This window comes from Streptomyces sp. SID4985, from assembly GCF_009863025.1.
In the GTDB taxonomy this organism is placed as follows: Bacteria; Actinomycetota; Actinomycetes; order Streptomycetales; family Streptomycetaceae; genus Streptomyces.
The window spans coordinates 1-22,055 of the sequence record NZ_WWIR01000442.1; the positions used below are offsets into that span (position 1 = coordinate 1).

Here is a 22,055-nt window from a genome sequence, read left to right on the forward strand (position 1 = left end):
TCCGGCCGCCGGGCCGCCGCGTCGGCGAGCGCCACAACTCCGGTCCTGCCGGCCGTCCTTCCCGGTGTCACCCCGGCGTCTTCGGCTGCCCGGCCGCCGAGGCGGTGAGCGTTACGGCTCCCGGCGCCGCCAGGCGTTCCGCCCCGGCCCTGCCGTACGCGGGCGACCCCGAGGCCCCCCGAACCGCCGGAGGCTCCCGTCAGGCGTGGCCCAGGGTCCGGTCCACCTCGATCTCCAGCACCACCCGTGTCGGGTTCTCGCGCGGCACGCGGCCGTACCGCTCGGCGTAGCGGTGTACGGCGTCGGCGACGCGGGCCGGGTCCGTCACCACGTGGGCGCGGCCCTCCAGGGTGGCCCAGCGGCGGCCGTCGACCTGGCAGACGGCGACGCGGGCGCCGTCGGGACCTGCGGCGCGGATGTGGGCGGCCTTGGCGGTGGCGGCGTCGGTGATGACGCGGGCGACGCCGGTGATGGGGTCGTACGTCACGCCCACCGGGACCACGTGGGGGGTGCCGTCGCGGCGGAGGGTCGTCAGGGTGCACAGGTGCCGCTCGCGCCAGAAGGCGAGGTACGGCTCGTCCTGATTCAGGGAGGTCATGGCCGAAACCTAGTCAGGTCCAAATGACCTCCGCTTAATTGAGTGCACCCCGCTCAAGTTTGTGTACACTGATGAAGTCATCAATGGAGGACGTGTCGAGGAGGAGAACACGAACGTGGACGCCGAGCTGACCAACAGGAGCCGGGACGCGATCAACGCGGCCAGCCAGCGGGCCGTGACCGAGGGGAATCCGGATCTGACGCCCGCGCACCTGCTCCTCGCGCTGCTCGCGGGGCAGGACAACAGCAACATCACCGACCTGCTCGCGGCCGTCGAAGCCGACCAGGCCGCCGTCCGCACGGGTGCCGAGCGCATCGTCGCGGGCCTGCCCGGCGTGACCGGCTCCACCGTGGCCCCGCCGCAGCCCAGCCGGGACCTCCTCGCGGTCCTGGCGGACGCGGACCAGCGGGCCAAGGAACTCGGGGACGAGTTCCTGTCCACCGAACATCTGCTGATCGGCATCGCCGCGAAGGGCGGCGCCGCCGGAGAGGTGCTCCAGAAGCAGGGCGCCGACGCGAAGAAGCTGCAAGAGGCCTTCCAGAAGGCCAGGGGAGGACGACGAGTGACCACTGCCGACCCCGAGGGCCAGTACAAGGCCCTGGAGAAGTTCGGCACCGACTTCACCGCCGCCGCCCGTGAGGGTCGCCTGGACCCGGTCATCGGCCGGGACCACGAGATCCGCCGGGTCGTGCAGGTGCTGAGCCGCCGTACGAAGAACAACCCCGTCCTCATCGGCGAGCCGGGCGTCGGCAAGACCGCCGTGGTCGAGGGCCTCGCCCAGCGCATCGTCAAGGGCGACGTCCCCGAGTCCCTGAAGAACAAGCGGCTGGTGTCGCTCGACCTCGGTGCGATGGTCGCGGGCGCCAAGTACCGCGGCGAGTTCGAGGAGCGGCTGAAGGCCGTGCTCTCGGAGATCAAGGACTCAGACGGCCAGATCATCACCTTCATCGACGAGCTGCACACGGTCGTCGGCGCGGGCGCGGGCGGCGACTCCGCCATGGACGCGGGCAACATGCTCAAGCCGATGCTGGCGCGCGGCGAGCTGCGCATGGTCGGCGCGACCACGCTGGACGAGTACCGCGAGCGGATCGAGAAGGACCCCGCCCTGGAGCGCCGCTTCCAGCAGGTGCTGGTCGCCGAGCCCACCGTCGAGGACACCATCGCGATCCTGCGCGGTCTCAAGGGCCGGTACGAGGCGCACCACAAGGTGCAGATCGCGGACAGCGCGCTGGTGGCCGCCGCGACGCTCTCCGACCGGTACATCACCTCCCGCTTCCTGCCCGACAAGGCGATCGACCTCGTCGACGAGGCCGCGTCCCGGCTCCGCATGGAGATCGACTCCTCGCCCGTCGAGATCGACGAACTCCAGCGCTCCGTCGACCGGTTGAAGATGGAGGAGCTGGCGATCGGCAAGGAGACCGACCCCGCCTCCCGCGAGCGTCTGGAGCGGCTGCGCCGCGACCTCGCCGACAAGGAGGAGGAGCTGCGCCACCTCAACGCCCGCTGGGAGAAGGAGAAGCAGTCCCTCAACCGGGTCGGTGAGCTGAAGGAGCGCCTGGACGACCTGCGCGGCCAGGCCGAACGCGCCCAGCGCGACGGCGACTTCGACACCGCCGCCAAGCTGCTCTACGGGCAGATCCCGCAGCTGGAGAAGGAGCTGGAGGCCGCCTCGGAGGCCGAGGAGGAGGCCGCGAGCGACACCATGGTCAAGGAGGAGGTCGGCTCCGACGACATCGCGGACGTCGTCGCCGCCTGGACCGGCATCCCGGCCGGGCGCCTCATGGAGGGCGAGACGCAGAAGCTGCTGCGCATGGAGGACGAGCTGGGCAAGCGGCTCATCGGCCAGCGCGAGGCGGTGCAGGCCGTGTCCGACGCCGTACGCCGCTCGCGTGCGGGCATCGCGGACCCGGACCGTCCCACCGGTTCCTTCCTGTTCCTCGGCCCGACGGGTGTCGGCAAGACCGAACTCGCCAAGGCGCTCGCGGACTTCCTCTTCGACGACGAGCGGGCCATGGTCCGGATCGACATGTCGGAGTACAGCGAGAAGCACAGCGTGGCCCGCCTGGTCGGCGCGCCTCCCGGGTACGTGGGGTACGAGGAGGGCGGCCAGCTCACCGAGGCCGTCCGCCGCCGCCCGTACACCGTGGTGCTGCTGGACGAGGTCGAGAAGGCCCACCCCGAGGTCTTCGACATCCTGCTCCAGGTGCTGGACGACGGCCGCCTCACCGACGGCCAGGGCCGCACGGTCGACTTCCGCAACACCATCCTGGTGCTGACCTCCAACCTGGGCAGCCAGTACCTGGTCGACCCGGCGCTGGACGACGCGGACAAGCGGCAGCGCGTCCTGGACGTGGTCCGGGCCTCCTTCAAGCCGGAGTTCCTGAACCGGCTGGACGACCTGGTGGTCTTCTCCGCGCTCGACGAGCAGGAGCTGGCCCGGATCGCCCGCCTCCAGCTCGACCGGCTGGCCAAGCGGCTCGCCGAGCGGCGCCTCACCCTGGACGTCACCCCCGACGCCCTGGCCTGGCTCGCGGAGGAGGGCAACGACCCGGCGTACGGCGCCCGCCCGCTGCGCCGCCTCGTCCAGACCGCCATCGGCGACCGCCTCGCCAAGGAGATCCTCTCCGGCGAGATCAAGGACGGCGACACGGTCCGCGTGGACCGCTTCGGCGACGAGCTGATCGTGGGTCCGGCGACGGCGAAGAAGCTGTAGACGCCGCAGACGGCAGCCCATGGCTCGGGCCCCCGTCCCCACCTTGAAGGTGCGGACGGGGGCCCGTGTGTTTCACCGGTGCCGCCGGGTGTCACTCGCTCACCAGGACTCGGCCTCCCGGTAGAAGGCCCACACCTTCCACAAGAACCAGATGATGAACAGCAGACAGCCGGTCCACAGGGTCCACAGGACCCATCGCACCACTCTTGGTATGCGCATGGCGGAATCATGCCGGACGGCCACCGCCCGTCCGGGGACTCCGTGTCCGCCGAGGGCTTACAGGGCGCGGCGGGGCTTGCCAGGGGCCTCCCCTTCTGGGGGAGGATGGCGGTATCCGTACGAAGGGAAAAACACGGTGAGCATCGACCCGTCCTCGATTCCGAACTTCGGGGGCCAGCCCGACCCGCAGCCCCAGGGACCTGTGGGCCCCGTCGTCCCGGATCAGGACCTCGTGAAGCAGCTCCTCGAGCAGATGGAGCTGAAGTACGTCGTGGACGAGGAGGGCGACCTCGCGGCTCCGTGGGAGCAGTTCCGCACGTACTTCATGTTCCGTGGTGAGGACGAGCAGGCGGTCTTCTCCGTACGGACCTTCTACGACCGTCCCCACAAGATCGACGAGAAGCCGCAGCTGCTCGAGACCGTCGACGAGTGGAACCGCCGCACCCTGTGGCCGAAGGTGTACACCCACACCCACGAGGACGGCACCGTCCGCCTCATCGGCGAGGCCCAGATGCTGGTCGGCACCGGCGTCGACCTCAACCACTTCGTCTCCTCCACGGTCAGCTGGGTCCGCGCCGCGATCGAGTTCGACAAGTGGATCGTGGAGCAGCTCGGCCTGGAGCAGGAGGTCGACGAGATCGACGACGCGGAGAAGCCGGGCGAGGACGAGGACTAGTCCCAGCCGGTCCGCACGCGGACTTCGAGGGGCCCGGGGTGATGCCACCCCGGGCCCCTTTGCCGTACCGGATTAAGGAACGATTGTTCTTGACTGGTTGTTCCTCAACTGGCTACGGTCGGCGCATGGGACGACCAAGAGGGTTCGACGAGGCCGAGGTGGTCCGCCGGGCGGCCGCGCTCTTCTCGGTGCGGGCGTACGACGGAACGTCGATCGACGATCTGGTGGCGCACCTCGGCGTGCACCGCAACAGCCTGTACAAGACCTTCGGCAGCAAGCGCGGGCTCTATCTGGCCGCGCTGCGCTGGTCCGTCGAGCATCTCTTCACGCCGTTCGCCGACCGCCTCGCAGAGCAGGCGGGCGTGCGGGGCGCCATCGAGGAGGCCCTCGCCGGTCCCGGCGCGGAGAACGGCGTCGACCTGCTGCTGATGGCCGCGATCGAGCGGGCCCCCGTCGACGCCGAGGTGGGCGGACTCGTCGCCACGGCGTTCGCCGCGCTGGACGGGGCCTTCGGCACCGCCGCGCACGCCGGGGACGGCGGTGACTCCCCGGGAACGGCGGGAGCGGCGGGCGCGGCGACCGCGGTGACCGCCACCCTGCTCGGGCTGCGCGTCCGGGCCAGGGCCGGCGCCTCGGACGACGACGTGCTGCTCGCGGGGACCGCCCTCGCGCGGAGCCTCACCTCCCACGGCTGAGCCGTCCCCGGCTGAGCCGTCCCCACCCACCCCGTTCACCGAAAGAGGCCGACATGGCACGCATCACTGTCGAGGGCTCCACCCTGGTCGTGGAGATGGAAGGGCTCGACAAGCTCTGGGCGCTCAAGAGCCGCCTGGACATACCGCTGGCGAACGTCCGGGGCGCCACCGCCGACCCGGGAATCGTCAAGGAACCGAAGGGATTCCGCGCCCCGGGCTCCCACTTCCCCGGTCTCCTCGTCGCGGGTTCGTTCCACACCAAGGGCGAGTGGGTCTTCTGGGACGTCAAGGACGGCGCCAGGGCCGTGGTCGTCGAACTCGCCGACGAGCGCTACGCGCGTCTCGTGGTCGAGGTCGACGATCCCCGGGCGACGGTGGACCTCATCGAGCGGAGCCTGGCGGCACGCTGAGGCCGCGTCCGCCGGTGTGGGCCGCTCACATGCCGCGCAGCCGCTCCACGGCCTCGCGCAGCACCTCCTCCTTCTTGCAGAACGCGAAGCGCACGAACGGTGCGCCCGCCTCGCGGTCGTCGTAGAAGACGGCGTTGGGGATGGCGACGACGCCCGCGCGTTCCGGGAGGGCACGGCAGAAGGCGAAGCCGTCCTTCTCGCCGAGGGGGCGGATGTCGGCGGTGACGAAGTAGGTGCCGGCGGGACGGAAGACGTCGAAGCCCGCCTCGGCCAGGCCCGTCGCGAGGAGGTCGCGGCGGGCGCTCATGTCGCGGCGGAAGTCGTCGTAGTACGAGTCGGGCAGCGCCAGCGCCTCGGCCACCGCGTACTGGAACGGGCCCGCCGAGACGAAGGTGAGGTACTGCTTCGCGGAGCGCACCGCGCTCACCAGCTCCGGCGCGGCGGTCACCCAGCCGACCTTCCAGCCGGTGAACGAAAAAGTCTTCCCCGCCGACCCGATGGTCACCGTGCGCTCGCGCATCCCGGGGAACGAGGCCAGCGGGATGTGCTCGGCGTCGTCGAAGACCAGGTGCTCGTAGACCTCGTCCGTGACGACCAACAGGTCCCGTTCCACGGCCAGTTCGGCGATCGCTGCCAGTTCGGCGCGGGTGAGGACGGTGCCGGTGGGGTTGTGCGGGGTGTTGATCAGCAGTAGCCGGGTGCGGTCGGTGACGGCGGCGCGCAGCTCGTCCAGGTCGAGGGTGAAGCGGCCCGCGTCGGGGCGCAGCGTGACGGGCACCCGGCGCCCGCCCGCCATGGCGATGCTCGCGGCGTACGAGTCGTAGTACGGCTCCAGGGCCACGACCTCGTCGCCCGGCTCAAGCAGCGCCAGCAGCGTCGCGGCGATGGCCTCCGTGGCGCCCGCCGTGACCAGGACCTCGGTGTCGGGGTCGTACGTCAGCCCGTACCGGCGCTCCTGGTGCGCGGCGATCGCGTTGCGCAGCTCGGGGACGCCGGGCCCCGGCGGGTACTGGTTCCCCCGCCCGTCCCGCAACGCCCGCACCGCCGCCTCCCTGATCTCCTCGGGCCCGTCGGTGTCGGGAAACCCCTGCCCGAGATTGATCGATCCGGTCGCCACGGCGAGGGCGGACATCTCGGCGAAGATCGTCGTCCCGAACTCGGCGAGACGGCGGTTGAGGTACGGGCGTGCGGTGGAGGTCATGCGGTCATCCTGCCCGGGAACTCAAGTCCGGCTCAAGTTTCCCGGATTTTCTTGACGATCACTCGGGCGTCCCGTGATTGTTGGGGCCGCGCCACTGCTGTCCGGGCGCGAAGAAAAGGGGGATTCATTGTGAATGCCGTTTCGCCCATTCGTGAGCCGGAGGCGACCTGGTGAAGTATTTTCCGCGAGGCGTCGGACTGTCGGCTTTAGTACTCGTTCTCGTGTCGGCCTGTTCCGGTGGCACGCATTCCACGACGGGAACCGGCACGGCCGCCCCCTCTCCCGTTTCCGCCCCCCATGGCTCGGCCCACCTGCCCGATCCGGTCCTTTCCCCACTCCCCGTCGGGGCGAAGGTGCTGTACACGGGATCGGGACACGGTGCCGGAGGTGTCACGCTCCCCGCGTCGGTGGGCGAAGCGTCGTCCGTGACCGCGATGTGGAGCTGCGCGGGACCGGTCAAGTTCAGCATTGTCTCCGCCGGAAAGACCCTCGCGGCGTCCGGATGCGGTGACGGCGGCGGTGTTCTCACCGCCCAAATTCCGCACGCCCATTTGCGCGAAACGGCGTGGAAATTCACGGCGCTGAATTCGGTGATCTGGCGGATATCCGTCACGTTGCCGGGTGGTAAATAGCGCAGGAGTGTACCGGCGTTCGGAGGGTTGGAGGAATTCGGTCGCGCCGGGGTCGATGCGGCGCGACTCATCGGGAGAGGGGCTCGCTGCCGCACCGGCCCCGGAACAACCCTCAGAAGTTGCTCAACTCTGCTTTGGCCGTACGGCGGGCCGGGCATCCCCCGGTCACCGCGTCGCACGGCGCGGTGGCGAGGCGCCCACGGGGGGCCGCTTCGGGGGAACGGAAGGGGGATGACGCCATGGTGATCGGCATCGTCCTGTTGGTGGCGCTGGTGATCGTCGTGACGGCGGCGTCGAGGTCGCGGGCGCGGCAGCGCGGCCGGGGGAACGTCTCGCTCGGCAAGCGGCGCTCAGGCGTGGGGTCGCGGTCGTCGTATCGCTCGTCGTCGTCCTCGGCGGACGCCGGGACGAGCTGGTGGGTGGCCGGAAACGACTCCGGCTCGTCGGATGGCGGCGGCCACCACGGGGGCGGCCATCACGGCGGCCACTCCTGCGGCGGCGGTCACTCGTCCTGCGGTGGGGGTTCGTCGTGCGGGGGCGGCTCGTCCTGCGGTGGTGGGGGCGGCTGCGGGGGCGGTAGCTGAGAGGTGGCGGCTGGGCGGGGAGCGGCGTAGCCGGGGGTGGGGCGTCTTGGCGACAGTGGGTGAGCCGGGGTGGGGCACGAGTCCCGAGGCGTCGGTCATGACGCCCCACCCCGGTCCACCGTCACCCCGCTTCGCTCCAGCCCCGTCAACACCCCTCCCCGGGCTCGCAGTCAGCCCCCGGAGGGCATCGTTGAACAGTTGAGCTGTGGGGCCCTCTGAGGGATGGAAACCCTACGAAGTTGGGTAAAAACGCTGTGGCACGGCCACAGTTCATGATTCCCTCTAAAACACCACCGCAGCCCTCGGGCGTCCCAAGGGCACCCCCCTCCAGCCGGGCCGAGCGGGCCGACCGCCCCGGTGTCCGCCGAGGTGCGCCGGACTGCCCTCTCCCTCATGCGTGTTAGCGGAGCCGATCCATGCTCACGACCCTGAACACCTCCTACACAGATACGCGCGCTGCCGATCTCGCCTGGGCCCTCGGACGCGAACCGCTCCCGGCCCTGGCCACCCTCGACCTCGAACTGAGCGGGGCGAGACTCCAGTTGAGGCTCCTCGGCGCCTCCCACCAGGTCCTCCTCGAAGAAGAGAACGGCAGTTGCTCGGAGACCGTGGCGTGCATGCCCGGCTCCAGCACGCCCCTCCCGCTCGGCGTCGCCAAGCGGATCGGCGACTGGGAGTACGAGTTCGCGGCGCGCGTGGAGATGCTGACGCCGGGCCAGTTCGCGGGTCGCGCACAGGAGTTGCTGGCGCTGGTCTCCGACCACCCGCACGGCCTGGCCGGTGTCTTCCCCGGCAGCCCGCACGCCTTCACCGCGCTGCTCGCCCAGTGGCAGGGCGGTCAGGTGCACTGGCGTACCTGGCACGCCTACCCGCAGGACGGCCAGTTGGTGGCGACGAGGACCCGCGTCGGCGTACGCGTGCCCGCCGGACAGCCCGGCTGACCCCCGCCTCAAGTCAACCAACTCTGGCCGCCGTAAACCGATCGCGCTGCCAGACGCCCGAGTTCCACACGTGTGGGTGACGAAGCGTGCGTACGCCGTGACGTAACGTCGCAACGTGATCGAACCCCACGCCCCCGTGTCCCCGGGTGCCCCGCCCTGGGCCGAGCCCGCGTGGCTGCCCGTGCGGCCCGGCACCGGGCGGTTCCTGGTCCTCGCGTGCGTCTTCGTCTGCGCGGCCTGCGGACTGGTGTACGAGCTGGAACTCGTCGCGTTCGCCTCGTACTTGATGGGTGACTCGGTCACCCAGGCGTCCGTCGTGCTGTCCGTGATGGTGTTCGCGATGGGCATCGGCTCGCTCGCCGCCAAACGTCTGCGCTGGCGGGCGGCCTTCGGCTTCGGTGCGATCGAGACCGCGCTCGCGCTGGTCGGCGGCTGCAGCGCCATGGCGTTGTACGCGGTCTTCGCGTGGACCGGCGGCTGGGGCGGCGTGTGGGCGGACGGCCCGCGCTGTCTGCTGGTCGCGTTCTCGCTGGCCATCGGGCTGCTGGTCGGCGCCGAAGTGCCGTTGCTGATGGAGCTGATCCAGCGCATCCGGCGCCAGGACGCGGGCGGCGCGGTGGCCGACCTCTTCGCGGCGGACTACGTCGGCGCGCTGGTCGGCGGCCTCGCCTTCCCCTTCGTACTCCTGCCGTTCCTGGGCCAGTTGACCGGCGCGCTGCTCACCGGCTCGGTGAACGTGGTCGCGGGCAGCGCCCTGGTGCTCGGCCTCTTCCGCCACGATCTGAGCCGTCGCGCGCGATGGGCGCTGCTCGTCGTGGGGCTCGTGGTGCTCGGCGTCCTCGCCTCGGCCGCCGCGCTCGCGGGCGACTTCGAACGGGCCGCGCGGCAGGCGGTGTACGGCGGTGAGGTACGGGTCGCGCTCCAGACCGACGTCCAGGAGGTCGTCCTCGCCGGGGGCACCGACGGCAGGCCGCTCGACCTCTTCCTGGACGGACGGCTCAGGGTCGGCGGCCGGGACGAGCGGCAGTACCACGAGGCGCTGGTCCACCCCGCGATGTCCGGCCCGCACACGCGCGTGCTGATCCTCGGCGGCGGGGACGGCCTGGCCGCGCGCGAGGTGCTGCGGTACGGCGGGGTACGGCGCGTCGACGTGGTCGAGCTGGACGCCGGGCTGCTCCGCCTCGCCCGCAGCGACCCCGGCCTCGCCGCGCTCAACCGGCACGCCCTCGCCGACCCACGCGTCCACGTCACCACGGCGGACGCGCTCGGCCGCCTGCGCCTCGCCCCCGCCGGACGGTACGACGTGGTGATCGCGGACCTCCCCGACCCCGGTATCACCGCCAGCACCAAGCTCTACTCCCAGGAGTTCTACGGCCTCGCCCGCCGTGCCCTCGCCCCCGGCGGCCGCCTGGTGGTGCACGCGGGCCCGGTCACCACCCGCCCCCGCGTCTTCTGGACGGTGGCGACGAGCCTGCGAGCGGCGGGTTTCTCGGCCGCCCCCTACCGCGTCCTCGGCCACGACTCCGGCTTCCCGGCGGGCCCCGACCGCTCGGCCGCGCGCGCGGGCGCCCCGCCCGACTGGGGCTACCTTCTGGCCACCCCGGGCCCCTCCCCGCCCCGGCTCCGCCTCACGGGCCCCCGCCCCCGCACCCTGACCCCGGCCGGGCTGGCGGCCGACGCCCACGCGGCCCGCCGTACACGGGTGACGGGACTGGTGGCGTCGACGCTGGCGCACCCGAGGTACTGAGGGGCCCCACCGGGTCGGCCGCACGTGGGGCCGCTCCTTCCGTACAGGGGTGCAATCCCGCGCCCACTGGGTAGGCTCGGGCGACATGGAGCACCAGGTCTTCGTCCCGGTTCCGGCCGACCGGCTCAGGGAGGCCCTGGCGGACCCCGTACGGGTCGCCCGGGCGGTACCCGGGCTTCAGCAGGACGCCACCGCCGACCCGCTGACCGGCAGGCTGAAGCTGCGCGTGGGCGGGCACTCGGTGACGTACCGGGGCACGGCCGGGGTCACGCGCCACGAGGACGGCGGCTACACGATCAAGGGTGAGGCGACCGAGTCCCGGGGCACGGGCAGCGCGGAGTTCACCGTGACCGTACGGCTCGCGGAGGCCGCGGACGGGACGACGGCCGACCTGACCGCGACGGCGACGACCACGACGGGCGCCCGTACGGCCGAACTCCCCGCGGACCAGCTCACCTCGGCGGCGGCCCGTCTGCTGACCCGCTTCCTGGAGGGCCTGGCCGAGGAGCCACGGGAGCCGAGCGCGCCCCCGGTCCCGGAGGAACCGGAGCAGCCGGAGCGGCCCGACTTCGAGGAGACGGCCGCCGACGCGCACACCTCCGTCTTCGACACCGAGGTCCCCCCGCCCTCCCTCCCCCCCGCCCCCGAGGACACCCCTACGGGTCCCGGCACCCCCGCCGAGACCCCCGCCGGGCCTCCGGCGGAAGCCGCGCACGCGCGCCGCACGATGATCGGCCGCAGCGCCGAAGAGGTGGACCACGCCCCGCCGCGCGGCCGCTACGCCCCCGTACCCGCCCCCCAGACGGTCGCCGCGAGCTCGACGCTCCGCTGGGCGGCCCCCGCCGCGGCCTTCGCGCTCGCCTCCGCGATCGTCGTCACCCGGGCCCTGCGCAAACGCCGTTGAGACGACGGCCCGTAGACCACGGGCCCGCCGCCCGTACGCGAGTAGGGTCGTCCCGTGAGTGACGAAGACATTGTGCTGACCGCGGGTGACGCGGAGGTCGTGGTCCGGCCCGGGAAGGGCGGACGGGTCGCCGGGCTGAAGGTCGGCGGCACGGAGCTGCTGCGCCAGGGCGAGCGGTTCGGGTGCTTTCCGATGGTCCCCTGGTGCGGCCGGATCAGGGACGGCCGGTTCCTGGACGGCGGTGTCGTACGGCAGATGCCGCTCAACTCCCCGCCGCACGCGATCCACGGCACCACCCGCGACGGCGCCTGGCGCACCGCCCGCGTCTCGGCGGACGAGGCGGTCCTGACGTACGAGCTGACCGACCCCTGGCCGCACCACGGCAGGGTCACCCAGATCGTGAGCCTCGGCGAGGACAGCCTGACGCTGACCATGGCGGTGGAGACGTACGAGGACTCGTTCCCGGCGCAGATCGGCTGGCACCCCTGGTTCAACCGGACCCTGGGCGGCGGCGAGGGCGTGCGGATCGACTTCACCCCGGCCTGGCAGGAGGAGCGCGGCGAGGACCACCTCCCGACCGGCAACCGGATCGACCCCCGGCCCGGCCCCTGGGACGACTGCTTCGGGATGCCCGACGGTGTGGACGTCACCCTGACCTGGCCCGGACAGCTGGAGCTGAAGCTGACCAGCCGCGAGCAGTGGGCCGTCGTCTACGACGAGCAGGACGCCGCCGTGTGCGTCGAGCCGCAGACCGGGCCGCCCAACGGGCTCAACACGATGCCCCGCCTGGTCACCCCGCTGGACCCGCTGGAGACGTCCACGACCTGGAGCTGGCGCCGCCTCTGAGCCGTCCGCCGTCACGCCGGGGCCGCCTCTAAGCTGGCCGTATGACGACCGACGCGCGTGGCGAACTGCTGGAACAGATCAAGGACAAGGCCGTGGTGCACGGCAAGGTGACCCTCTCCTCGGGTCTGGAGGCCGACTACTACGTCGACCTGCGCCGCATCACCCTCGACGGCGAGGCCGCCCCGCTGGTCGGCCAGGTGCTGCTCGACCTCACCGCCGACCTCGACTTCGACGCGGTGGGCGGTCTGACCATGGGCGCCGACCCGGTGGCCGCGGCCATGCTGCACGCCGCCGCCGCGCGCGGGAGGAAGCTGGACGCCTTCGTGGTGCGCAAGGCCGCGAAGGCGCACGGTCTCCAGCGCCGCGTGGAGGGCCCGGACATCGCGGGCCGGCGCGTGCTGGTGGTCGAGGACACCTCCACCACCGGCGGTTCGCCGCTGACCGCCGTCGAGGCGGTGCGCGAGGCCGGTGCGGAGGTCGTCGCGGTGGCGACGATCGTGGACCGCGCGACGGGTGCGGCGGAGAAGATCGAGGCCGGAGCGGGCGTTCCGTACCGGTTCGCCTTCTCGAAGGATGAACTGGGTCTGGACTGAACGGCCCGCCACGGCGTGGAATTTCCTGGTCCCGACCGCCAGGCCGCCCGCCGGGCCGTGTCTGGAAAGATGGGCACGACGATGACGTCGTCGCCCCCTGGGTCCAAGTTCAGGGCCGCCACGCAGAACGCCAACCCGCAACACGAGGAGCGGACAGATGCCCATCGCAACTCCCGAGGTCTACAACGAGATGCTCGACCGGGCGAAGGCAGGCAAGTTCGCCTACCCGGCCATCAACGTCACCTCCAGCCAGACCCTGAACGCGGCGCTGCGCGGCTTCGCCGAGGCGGAGAGCGACGGCATCGTCCAGATCTCGACCGGCGGCGCGGAGTTCCTCGGCGGCCAGTACAGCAAGGACATGGTGACGGGCGCGGTCGCGCTCGCGGAGTACGCGCACATCCTCGCGGAGAAGTACCCGGTCAACATCGCCCTGCACACCGACCACTGCCCCAAGGACAAGCTGGACGGCTACGTGCGTCCGCTGCTCGCGCTGTCCGAGGAGCGCGTGAAGGCGGGCCGCAACCCGCTGTTCCAGTCGCACATGTGGGACGGCTCCGCCGAGACCCTCGCGGACAACCTGGAGATCGCCCAGGAGCTCCTTGAGCAGGCCCGCCGCGCCAACATCATCCTCGAGGTGGAGATCACCCCCACCGGTGGCGAGGAGGACGGCGTCACGCACGAGATCAACGACTCCCTCTACACCACGGTCGACGACGCGATCCGCACCGTCGAGGCCCTGGGCCTGGGCGAGAAGGGCCGCTACCTGCTCGCCGCCTCCTTCGGCAACGTCCACGGCGTCTACAAGCCGGGCAACGTCGTGCTCCGCCCCGAGCTGCTGAAGGAGCTGAACGACGGCGTGGCCGCCAAGTTCGGCAAGCAGTCCCCGTTCGACTTCGTCTTCCACGGCGGCTCCGGCTCCTCGGAGGAGGAGATCCTCACCGCGCTGGAGAACGGCGTCGTGAAGATGAACATCGACACGGACACGCAGTACGCGTTCACCCGTCCGGTCGCGGGCCACATGTTCGCGCACTACGACGGCGTCCTGAAGATCGACGGCGAGGTCGGCGACAAGAAGGCCTACGACCCGCGCACCTGGGGCAAGCTGGCCGAGGCGTCGATGGCCGCGCGTGTCGTGGTGGCGGCGAACAACCTGCGGTCGGCGGGCAACAAGATGAAGTAGCCCTCAGGGGTTGTGTGCGGTGGACCCGGCGCCCTGGGGTGGGTGCCGGGTCCGTCGCATATGTGGGCCGGCTCCATGGCGTGTCGGCACATGTGGGTCTGGGGTATATCTGAGGCCATGCCCGATGTCCGGCTGGCCTCGTCCAAGGGCAGATGGATCCTGTTCACCACCGTGCTCGGCTCCAGCATGGCCCTGCTGGACTCGACCGTCGTCAACGTCGCGCTGCCCCGCATCGGCCGTGACCTGGACGCGAGCCTCTCCGCGCTCCAGTGGACGGTCAACGCGTACATGCTCACGCTGGCGGGGCTGATCCTGCTCGGCGGTTCGCTGGGCGACCGTTACGGCCGCCGCAAGGTCTTCATGATCGGCGTGGTGTGGTTCGCGGCGGCCTCGCTGCTGTGCGGACTCGCGCCGAGCCCGGCCGTACTGATCGGCGCCCGCGCGCTCCAGGGCATCGGCGGCGCGCTGCTCACCCCGGGCTCGCTCGCCCTCATCCAGGCGTCCTTCCACCCCGACGACCGCAGCCGCGCGGTGGGCATGTGGTCCGGGTTCGGCGGGGTCGGCGCGGCCGTGGGACCGTTCCTGGGCGGCTGGCTGGTGGACGGCCCCGGCTGGCGCTGGGTGTTCCTGCTGAACGTCCCGCTCGCGCTGGTGTGTGTCCCCGTGGCGCTGCGGCACGTACCCGAGTCGGACGCGGAGTCCTCCGGCGAGGCCGCGCCCCCGGGCCGGTTCGACGTGCTCGGCGCGGTCCTCGGCGCGCTGGCGCTCGCGCTGCTGACGTACGCCCTGATCGAGGCACGCTCGGCGTCCGTGGGCGTGGTGGTGAGCGCGGTCGCGGGTGTGGCGTCGGCGGTGGCGTTCGTGTACGTCGAGAAGCACCGGGCCGATCCGATGCTGCCGCTGGACATTTTCTCCTCGCGGCAGTTCACGGCGGTCAACATCGTCACGCTGTGCGTGTACGCGGCGTTCGGCGGCTTCTTCTTCCTCACCGCGCTCCAGCTCCAGGTGGTGGCGGGGTACTCGCCGCTGCAGGCGGGTACGGCCCTGCTGCCGACGACCGTCCTGATGCTGCTGTTCTCGTCCCGCTCGGGCGCGCTGGCCGACAAGATCGGACCCCGGCTGCCGCTGACGGTGGGCCCGCTGCTGTGCGCGGTGGCCATGCTGATGATGGTCCGGGTGGGCCCGGACGCGGACTACCTGACCGACGTCCTGCCCGCGCTGCTGGTGATGGGCACGGGCATGGTCACCCTGGTCGCCCCGCTGACCGCGACCGTCCTCGCCTCCGTGGACACCGCCCGCGCGGGCGTGGCCAGCGGCATCAACAACGCGGCGGCGCGCGCGGCGGGCCTGATCGCGGTGGCGGCGCTTCCCCTGCTCACGGGCATGGGCCCGGACGCATACCGCTCCGCCCCCGCCTTCAACCGCTCCTTCGACCGCGCGATGCCGATCTGCGCGGGCGTGCTGCTCCTGGGCTCGGTCCTGGCCTTCACGCTGGTGCGCCGCCGTCCGACCCCGGAATGCGCGCACCCGGAGTGCCGGAGGCACGGCAACCTCACGGCTCCGCCGCTGGAGACGGGCAGGGCGGCGGGACGGGGCTGAGCGGCACCGAAGCCCGGCGCCGCCCAGCACCCCGGCCCAGGGCGCGAGACGCCCCTACCGCATCAGCTCCTCGTACGCCTCCTCGCTGCTGTCCCGCAGGAACTGGCGGCAGCGCTCGGCCTCGTCCTTCTCGCCGATGGAGTCGGCGGCGCGGGTGAGGGCGGCGAGGCAGCGCAGGAAGCCGCGGTTGGGGCGGTGGCTCCACGGGATGGGGCCGTGGCCCTTCCAGCCCGCGCGGCGCAGCTGGTCGAGGCCGCGGTGGTACCCCGTCCGGGCGTAGGCGTACGACTCGACCACGCGCCCCGCCTCGAAGGCGTCGTCGGCGAGCATCGCCCAGGCCAGGGAGAAGGTCGGGTACTTCGCCACGACCTCGGCCGGGGCGAGCGAGTCCTCGGCCAGCAGCCGGTACGCCTCCTCGTTCTCCGGGAGGTGGGTCGGCTCCGGGCCGCCGAGCAGGTTCTTGTGCGTCGTCATGGGTGCAGTCTGCCACTGGGCGGGGCGCCCCCTCCGTTTGTCCACAGGTGGGGACGGGGCCCTGGGGACGGCGGGTGCGGAAGACAGCCCTTGCCGTATCCGGGGGGATTGCGCAGGATTCGAGCTGGGGACCGGGGCCCCCGTGCCGGCATCGGCAGGGGCGGACCGCTACCCGTAGTTCGACAGGAGACAGCGATGTCCCAGCAGGCTCACCTCCCTTCCGAGGCCGCTGAGCCCGAGACTCCGCATCTCGACTTCGCGGGCACGACGCCGTACGAGGACTACGTACGGGCCGATGTGCTCACCCACCTCCAGCACACCCTCTCCGACGACCCCGGAGAGATGGTCTTCCTGGTGACGACCCAGGTGATGGAGCTGTGGTTCACCGTGATCACGCACGAGTGGGAGACCGCCGCGAAGGCGCTCCGCTCGGACGACGTGCCGACGGCGACGGCCGCGCTGAAGCGTTCCGTGCGCGAGCTGGAGGCGCTGAACGCGTCCTGGCGCCCGCTGGCGCAGCTGACCCCGGCCCAGTTCAACGCGTACCGCTCGGCGCTCGGGGAGGGCTCCGGGTTCCAGTCGGCGATGTACCGCCGGATGGAGTTCCTGCTCGGGGAGAAGTCGGCCTCGATGCTCGTCCCGCACCGGGGCAGCCCCCGCGTGCACGCGGAGCTGGAGAAGGCGCTGTACGAGCCGAGCCTGTACGACGAGGCGGTGCGGTTCCTCGCGCGCCGGGGGCATGAGATCCCCGCCTCGGTGCTGAACCGGGACGTGTCGAAGCGGTACGAGCCCGCGCCGGAGGTGGAGACCGCCTGGGCGGCGGTGTACTCCGGCGACCCGGACGCCGACACCGCCCGCCTGGGCGAGGCGCTGACGAACGTGGCCGAGCTGGTGTGGCGCTGGCGCAACGACCACCTGGTGGCCACCCGTCGCGCGATGGGCGCCAAGACCGGCACCGGCGGTTCGGCCGGGGTGGCGTGGCTGGAGAAGCGGGCCCGGAACACCGTGTTCCCCGAGCTGTGGACGGCGAGGTCGTATGTCTGAGTCGAACGAACTGACCATCCTGGCATCGAAGTTGGACGCCGCCGACGAACTGGCCGCGCTGCGCGACAAGTTCACCCTGGACGACGTGGTCTATCTGGACGGCAACTCGCTGGGCGCGCTGCCCGCGCACGTTCCCGACCGGATGCGGGACGTGCTGTGCCGGGAGTGGGGCGAGCTGCGCATCCGCTCCTGGGAGGAGTCCGGCTGGTGGACCGCGCCGGAGCGGATCGGTGACCGCATCGCCCCGCTGATCGGCGCCGGACCGGGACAAGTTGTGGTGGGCGACTCGACAAGCGTCAACGTCTTCAAGGCACTTGTGGCCGCCGTCCGCATGGCCGGGGACGACCGCGACGAGATCCTGGTCGACGCGACGACCTTCCCCACCGACGGCTACATCGCGGAGTCGGCCGCCCGCATGACCGGCCGTACGCTCCGCGCGCTGACCCCGGCGGAGATCCCGGCCGCGCTCGGCCCGCGTACGGCGGCGGTCCTGCTCAACCACGTCGACTACCGCACAGGGCGCCTCCACGACCTCCCCGCGCTGACGGCGGCGGTCCACGACGCCGGTGCCCTGGTCGTCTGGGACCTGTGCCACAGCGCGGGCGCGCTGCCGGTCGGCCTGGACGCGCACGGGGTGGACCTGGCGGTCGGCTGCACCTACAAGTACCTGAACGGCGGCCCGGGTTCACCGGCGTACCTCTACGTCCGCCGCGACCTCCAGCCCCGCTTCGACTCCCCGCTGCCGGGCTGGAACTCGCACGCGGAGCCGTTCGGGATGAGCACGGAGTACCGGGCGGCGCCGGGTGCCCCGCGCGGCCGGGTCGGCACGCCGGACATCCTGTCGATGCTGGCGCTCGACGCGGCCCTCGACGTGTGGGACGGGGTCTCCGTGGAGGCGGTGCGGGCCAAGTCCCTCGCGCTGACGGACTTCTTCCTGCGCTGCGTGACGGAGTACACGGAGCCGGGGCGCCTGGAGTGCGTCACGCCGCTGCGGCACGAGGAGCGGGGCAGCCAGATCGCCCTGCGCTGTTCCGACGCCGCCGAGGTCATGCCCCGGCTGATCGAGCGGGGCGTGGTGGGCGACTTCCGTCATCCCGACGTGCTCCGCTTCGGCTTCACTCCGCTCTACGTGGGCTTCGCGGACGCGGAGCGGGCGGCGCGGGTGCTCGCGGGGGCGCTGACGTAGGCGGGTGCGTCCGGGGGCCGCTCGCGGGGGCGGCCCCCGGACGGCCAGAGGGTGCAAAAGCGGCAGGGGCGCCCATTGGGTGACCCTGCGTGACATCCGCATGTCGGGGCATGTGTCCGGCCTGGTACCGTCCGGCCAACGGCGGGGTGGTCGCAGCCGGTCCCCGAATTCCGTTCCTTCGCTGAGAGGTTGGACATGCCGGACGACGACGCCGCAGCAGCCCGCGCCGCCGCCGAGGAGGAGTCGGCGTTCGCGCACGATCCGGTCGAGCCGGACGCCACGGCCGCGTACGGGGACCACCCGGACCAGGTGATCGACTTCTACGCGCCCCGGACGGAGACGGCGGAGCCCGCGTCGGCGCCCCTGATCGCCATCCTCCACGGCGGCGCCTGGCGCGCCCCCTACGACCGCCGGCACATCACCCCCCTCGCCGACTACCTGGCCCGGCAGGGCTTCGCGGTGGCCAACGTGGAGTACCGGCGCGGAAGTTCATCGGGCGCCGCCGACGAGGCCGGCCGCTGGCCGGAGACCTTCGACGACGTGGCCGCGGCGCTCGACGCCCTCCCCGCCCTGGCCCGCGCGGCGCTCCCTCAGGCGGACACCCGCCGTATCGTCCTGACCGGCCACTCGGCGGGCGGCCACCTGGCCCTGTGGGCGGCGGCACGTCATGTACTCCCCGCCGGTTCCCCCTGGCGCACGGACCGGCCCGCCCCCCTGCGGGGCGTGGTCGCCCTTGCCCCGGTCGCGGACTTCGCGCTGGCGGCGAAGCTGGAGGTCTGCCGCGACGCGGTGATCCAACTCCTCGGCGGCCCGGACCTGTTCACCGAACGCAGGCCCCACGCCGACCCCGCCCTCCTCCTCCCCACCGGCATCGCCACCACCCTGGTCCAGGGCCGCGCCGACCTGGACGTCCCCGAGCGGGTCTCCGAGGCGTACGCCGAGGCGGCGGCCAAGGCGGGCGAGGTCGTCGGCCTCACGCTCCTGGAGGACGTCGGCCACTTCCCCCTGATCGACCCGGCGGCGGACGCCTGCGCGGTCGTGGCGGAGGAGATCGCCCAACTGGCCTGGTAGGGAGACCAGTCGGCGCTCAGGCGGCTGAACCGGGCGCGGTCGAACCGAGCTTGGCCGAACCGGCCGTGGTCGAACCGAGCGCGGCCCGCGCCTTTTTCCGCATGACGACCACGATCACCGTGCCGACGGCCGCGAACACGCTCCCGAGCCCGCCGAAGATCACCGGCAGCAGCCACAGTGAGAGGAATCCGTTGATCCGCGCGTCCTCGGGGGAGTCCGCGCGGTAGAGCACCTCGACGCGCTCCCCCACCTCGTACGCGGGCGGATTGGACCCCGAGCTGTCGCGGAACGTGTGCTTCTCCCCGTCCTTCGCCGTGAACGCGATCACCGGATACGCCGAGGGCCCACTGCTCTGCCGGTTCCGCGACGACCCGCTGTAGTGACTGTGCGAGCTCCGCCACTCCAGGTCCACCACCGTGCCCGAGGCCCGCTCGCCACTCGACAGGTACGAGGCCGAATTCACCGCCACCGCCCCTCCGATGCCGACGAACAGCGTCCCGAACGCGATGAACGCCCACGCTATGCGCCGGAGGATCTTCGCGTCACGCACCTGCTTGTTCACGTAACCCCTCTCGTCGGCGGCCCCCGTTGGACCGCCCCGGAGTGATTAGACCGTGTTCCCGGGGAGGAGACGTGGTCGGCCGGTGCCCGACATGTGCTCCTGCCGGGGCGGGCCGCTATTCCTTGACGGGGTCGGAGCCCGGCCGCTTGACGATGCGGTCGCCGACGGCGACCTCCTTCCAGAGCCGACGACCGACCCTGACCTTCGTGGACTCCCCGCCGGACAGGCGGAGTTCGACGAAGTGGTACATGTTCGAGCCGTCGAGCATGCCTCGCGACTTGTCGGTGACGACCCCTTCCCAGGAGTCGTCCTGTCCTGCTTTTCGGGATGAGAACATACGGCGAGCCTACGAAGACGGGCAGCCGCCGGGGCAGTGTCCGGGGGCATCTCCTGGAGATGACACCTGTCATCCCGGAGACGGACGAAACCGCCGGACGGCAGGCGCCCCCCTGGTCACACCCCCGCGCCCCGGTTAGCGTCCCCCCATGTCAGCGACCTTCGACCCCGCCTCCCCGGACTTCCTCGCCGATCCCTACCCCGCGTACGCCGAACTCCGGGCGCGGGGGCGGGTGATCAGGTACGAGCCCTCGAATCAGTGGCTGGTGCCGCACCACGCCGACGTGTCCGCGCTGCTGCGGGACCGGCGGCTGGGGCGGACGTATCAACACCGGTATGCGCACGAGGAGTTCGGGAGAACTCCGCCGCCGCCCGAGCACGAGCCGTTCCACACGCTCAACGATCACGGGATGCTGGACCTGGAACCCCCGGACCACACCCGTATCCGGCGCCTGGTGTCGAAGGCGTTCACGCCACGCACCGTGGAGCGGCTGCGGGGGTATGTGGAGGGGCTGGCCGACAAGCTCGTGGCGCGGCTGGTCGCGGAGGGTGGCGGGGATCTGGTCGCGGCGGTGGCGGAGCCCCTGCCCGTGGCGGTGATCGCGGAGATGCTCGGCATTCCGGAGGGGGACCGGGGGCCGCTGCGGCCCTGGTCGGCGGACATCTGCGGGATGTACGAGCTGAACCCGGCGCCGGAGGTGGCCGCGCGGGCGGTGCGGGCGTCGGAGGAGTTCTCGGCGTATCTGCGCGAGCTGATCGCGGACCGCCGCGCCGACCCCCGCGACGACCTGATCTCCGCGCTGATCGCCGCCCACGACGAGGACGACCGCCTCACCGAGCAGGAGCTGGTCTCCACCGCCGTACTCCTGCTCAACGCGGGCCACGAGGCCACCGTCAACGCCACCGCCAACGGCTGGCTCGCCCTCTTCCGCCACCCCGACCGGCTCGCCGCCCTCCGCGCCGACCACTCCCTGATCCCGTCCGCCGTCGAGGAGTTGCTCCGCTACGACACCCCGCTCCAGCTCTTCGAGCGCTGGGTCCTGGACGACATCGAGATCGACGGCACGAAGATCCCCCGGGGCTCCGAACTCGCCCTCCTCTTCGGCTCCGCCAACCACGACCCGGCCGTCTTCGACCATCCCGCCCGGCTGGACCTCGCCCGCCGCGACAACCCCCACATCTCCTTCAGCGCGGGCATCCACTACTGCATCGGCGCGCCCCTGGCCCGCCTCGAACTGGCGACCTCGATGCGCGCCCTCCTCACCCGGGCCCCCGCCCTCACCCTGGCGGCGGAGCCCGAACGCAAACCGGGATTCGTGCTGCGCGGCCTGAACGAACTGGTGGTGTCCGCCGTCTGAGGAGCGCATCGACCGGAACGGCTGAGGGGTGTGGCGGATGAGTCGGTACCGAAGGGACAGGGCACTGGGGGCGCTGCTGGCGGCGGCCACCGTCGCGCTGTGCGCCTCCTGCGCGGGGGCGTCTGCGGAGGGGGGCGGGGGTACGGCGGCGTCCTGCGCGTACCGCGTCGAGTACGGCCACCGGCAGTACGCGGATGTCTCCCACGCCCGGTTCGAGGTCGGGGAGAAGCTGGGGCCCGCCGTTCTCCCGCCGTGCGACGACGCCCCGAACGCCGGGGACGGGCCGGAGACGCCGGAGCCGAGGGTCGCGTACGCGGTGAAGGGGATCGACCCCCGGGTCGCCATCGCGCTCGACGACGCGCCCGAGGGCGTGCTCTTCGTCGCCGTCGACGCGAAGGGCGCCCTTCCGGCGGAGGTCCGGAAGCTGATCCGGCACGACTGAGGCCGAGGCCGGACACGGGCGCGTAGTACCTGAGGCGGACCCCC

At 72.0% G+C, this 22,055-nt stretch carries 23 protein-coding genes; 17 read left to right on the forward strand and 6 right to left on the reverse strand.

What is annotated here, in order from left to right; translation table 11 throughout:
• Positions 1 to 199 precede the first annotated feature (199 nt).
• Positions 200 to 598, reverse strand: a complete 399-nt coding sequence (locus tag GTW40_RS19260) for a PPOX class F420-dependent oxidoreductase (protein ID WP_161181440.1) — start codon at positions 596 to 598, stop codon at positions 200 to 202.
• Positions 599 to 713: 115 nt separating this feature from the next.
• Here GTW40_RS19260 and clpB point away from each other — a divergent pair, with 115 nt between their 5' ends.
• The 4 genes from clpB to GTW40_RS19280 all read left to right on the forward strand — a co-directional run bounded on the left by clpB (position 714) and on the right by GTW40_RS19280 (position 5,311).
• A complete protein-coding gene (gene clpB / locus GTW40_RS19265; RefSeq protein WP_161181441.1) occupies positions 714 to 3,311 on the forward strand; it encodes an ATP-dependent chaperone ClpB in 2,598 nt (865 codons plus the stop codon).
• Positions 3,312 to 3,666: 355 nt separating this feature from the next.
• On the forward strand, positions 3,667 to 4,206 hold the full coding sequence (locus GTW40_RS19270) for a YbjN domain-containing protein (RefSeq protein ID WP_161181442.1): 540 nt from the start codon (positions 3,667 to 3,669) through the stop codon (positions 4,204 to 4,206).
• Positions 4,207 to 4,331: 125 nt separating this feature from the next.
• Positions 4,332 to 4,901, forward strand: coding sequence for a TetR/AcrR family transcriptional regulator (locus tag GTW40_RS19275; RefSeq protein WP_161181443.1), 570 nt, complete (start codon positions 4,332 to 4,334; stop codon positions 4,899 to 4,901).
• A gap of 53 nt (positions 4,902 to 4,954) precedes the next feature.
• Positions 4,955 to 5,311, forward strand: coding sequence for a hypothetical protein (locus GTW40_RS19280; RefSeq protein ID WP_161181444.1), 357 nt, complete (start codon positions 4,955 to 4,957; stop codon positions 5,309 to 5,311).
• Positions 5,312 to 5,336: 25 nt separating this feature from the next.
• On the opposite strand, the gene GTW40_RS19285 is transcribed toward GTW40_RS19280, so the two are convergent.
• Entirely contained in the window at positions 5,337 to 6,512 is a 1,176-nt protein-coding gene (locus GTW40_RS19285; protein ID WP_161181445.1) for a pyridoxal phosphate-dependent aminotransferase, read from the reverse strand.
• A gap of 425 nt (positions 6,513 to 6,937) precedes the next feature.
• Here GTW40_RS19285 and GTW40_RS19290 point away from each other — a divergent pair, with 425 nt between their 5' ends.
• The gene (locus tag GTW40_RS19290; RefSeq protein WP_161181446.1) at positions 6,938 to 7,144 is read left to right on the forward strand and encodes a hypothetical protein; all 207 of its coding nucleotides are present in this window, start codon (positions 6,938 to 6,940) and stop codon (positions 7,142 to 7,144) included.
• A gap of 112 nt (positions 7,145 to 7,256) precedes the next feature.
• Here the strand turns inward: GTW40_RS19290 and GTW40_RS32740 are convergent, their stop codons facing one another.
• Positions 7,257 to 7,487 carry a hypothetical protein gene (locus GTW40_RS32740; RefSeq protein WP_202486121.1) on the reverse strand — a complete coding sequence of 77 codons (231 nt, stop codon included), beginning with the start codon at positions 7,485 to 7,487 and terminating at the stop codon, positions 7,257 to 7,259.
• 657 nt (positions 7,488 to 8,144) lie between these two features.
• Between GTW40_RS32740 and GTW40_RS19300 the strand changes: the two genes are divergently transcribed.
• The 7 genes from GTW40_RS19300 to GTW40_RS19330 all read left to right on the forward strand — a co-directional run bounded on the left by GTW40_RS19300 (position 8,145) and on the right by GTW40_RS19330 (position 15,538).
• Positions 8,145 to 8,669, forward strand: a complete 525-nt coding sequence (locus tag GTW40_RS19300; RefSeq protein WP_161181448.1) for a DUF2617 family protein — start codon at positions 8,145 to 8,147, stop codon at positions 8,667 to 8,669.
• Between the two features lie 115 nt (positions 8,670 to 8,784).
• On the forward strand, positions 8,785 to 10,416 hold the full coding sequence (locus tag GTW40_RS19305; protein ID WP_161181449.1) for a polyamine aminopropyltransferase: 1,632 nt from the start codon (positions 8,785 to 8,787) through the stop codon (positions 10,414 to 10,416).
• A gap of 85 nt (positions 10,417 to 10,501) precedes the next feature.
• Positions 10,502 to 11,320, forward strand: coding sequence for an SRPBCC domain-containing protein (locus tag GTW40_RS19310; protein ID WP_161181450.1), 819 nt, complete (start codon positions 10,502 to 10,504; stop codon positions 11,318 to 11,320).
• 54 nt (positions 11,321 to 11,374) lie between these two features.
• Entirely contained in the window at positions 11,375 to 12,166 is a 792-nt protein-coding gene (locus tag GTW40_RS19315) for an aldose 1-epimerase (RefSeq protein WP_161181451.1), read from the forward strand.
• A gap of 41 nt (positions 12,167 to 12,207) precedes the next feature.
• Positions 12,208 to 12,759, forward strand: a complete 552-nt coding sequence (gene pyrE / locus GTW40_RS19320) for an orotate phosphoribosyltransferase (RefSeq protein WP_161181452.1) — start codon at positions 12,208 to 12,210, stop codon at positions 12,757 to 12,759.
• 157 nt (positions 12,760 to 12,916) lie between these two features.
• Positions 12,917 to 13,939: a class II fructose-bisphosphate aldolase gene (gene fbaA, locus GTW40_RS19325; RefSeq protein ID WP_161181453.1), complete on the forward strand. Its 1,023-nt coding sequence runs from the start codon at positions 12,917 to 12,919 to the stop codon at positions 13,937 to 13,939.
• Positions 13,940 to 14,056: 117 nt separating this feature from the next.
• The gene (locus GTW40_RS19330) at positions 14,057 to 15,538 is read left to right on the forward strand and encodes an MFS transporter (RefSeq protein ID WP_161181454.1); all 1,482 of its coding nucleotides are present in this window, start codon (positions 14,057 to 14,059) and stop codon (positions 15,536 to 15,538) included.
• A gap of 54 nt (positions 15,539 to 15,592) precedes the next feature.
• Here the strand turns inward: GTW40_RS19330 and GTW40_RS19335 are convergent, their stop codons facing one another.
• On the reverse strand, positions 15,593 to 16,012 hold the full coding sequence (locus tag GTW40_RS19335; protein ID WP_161181455.1) for a DUF3151 domain-containing protein: 420 nt from the start codon (positions 16,010 to 16,012) through the stop codon (positions 15,593 to 15,595).
• A gap of 195 nt (positions 16,013 to 16,207) precedes the next feature.
• Here GTW40_RS19335 and GTW40_RS19340 point away from each other — a divergent pair, with 195 nt between their 5' ends.
• The 3 genes from GTW40_RS19340 to GTW40_RS19350 all read left to right on the forward strand — a co-directional run bounded on the left by GTW40_RS19340 (position 16,208) and on the right by GTW40_RS19350 (position 19,313).
• Positions 16,208 to 17,056, forward strand: coding sequence for a tryptophan 2,3-dioxygenase family protein (locus GTW40_RS19340; RefSeq protein ID WP_161181456.1), 849 nt, complete (start codon positions 16,208 to 16,210; stop codon positions 17,054 to 17,056).
• Positions 17,049 to 18,242 (forward strand): kynureninase, encoded by a 1,194-nt coding sequence (gene kynU, locus GTW40_RS19345; protein ID WP_161181457.1) that lies wholly within the window; start codon positions 17,049 to 17,051, stop codon positions 18,240 to 18,242. Before GTW40_RS19340 ends, kynU begins: the two co-directional genes overlap by 8 nt.
• A gap of 195 nt (positions 18,243 to 18,437) precedes the next feature.
• A complete protein-coding gene (locus tag GTW40_RS19350) occupies positions 18,438 to 19,313 on the forward strand; it encodes an alpha/beta hydrolase (protein WP_161181458.1) in 876 nt (291 codons plus the stop codon).
• Positions 19,314 to 19,329: 16 nt separating this feature from the next.
• Here GTW40_RS19350 and GTW40_RS19355 read toward each other — a convergent pair whose 3' ends face one another.
• Positions 19,330 to 19,875 carry a DUF3592 domain-containing protein gene (locus GTW40_RS19355; protein WP_161181459.1) on the reverse strand — a complete coding sequence of 182 codons (546 nt, stop codon included), beginning with the start codon at positions 19,873 to 19,875 and terminating at the stop codon, positions 19,330 to 19,332.
• Between the two features lie 115 nt (positions 19,876 to 19,990).
• Positions 19,991 to 20,212: a hypothetical protein gene (locus GTW40_RS19360; RefSeq protein ID WP_161181460.1), complete on the reverse strand. Its 222-nt coding sequence runs from the start codon at positions 20,210 to 20,212 to the stop codon at positions 19,991 to 19,993.
• Positions 20,213 to 20,360: 148 nt separating this feature from the next.
• On the opposite strand from GTW40_RS19360, the gene GTW40_RS19365 reads away from it, so the two are divergent.
• Both GTW40_RS19365 and GTW40_RS19370 read left to right on the forward strand, forming a co-directional pair.
• Positions 20,361 to 21,569 carry a cytochrome P450 gene (locus tag GTW40_RS19365; RefSeq protein WP_161181461.1) on the forward strand — a complete coding sequence of 403 codons (1,209 nt, stop codon included), beginning with the start codon at positions 20,361 to 20,363 and terminating at the stop codon, positions 21,567 to 21,569.
• Between the two features lie 37 nt (positions 21,570 to 21,606).
• Complete coding sequence (locus GTW40_RS19370) at positions 21,607 to 22,011, forward strand: DUF6281 family protein (RefSeq protein WP_202486122.1); 405 nt, start codon at positions 21,607 to 21,609, stop codon at positions 22,009 to 22,011.
• Positions 22,012 to 22,055: the final 44 nt, after the last annotated feature.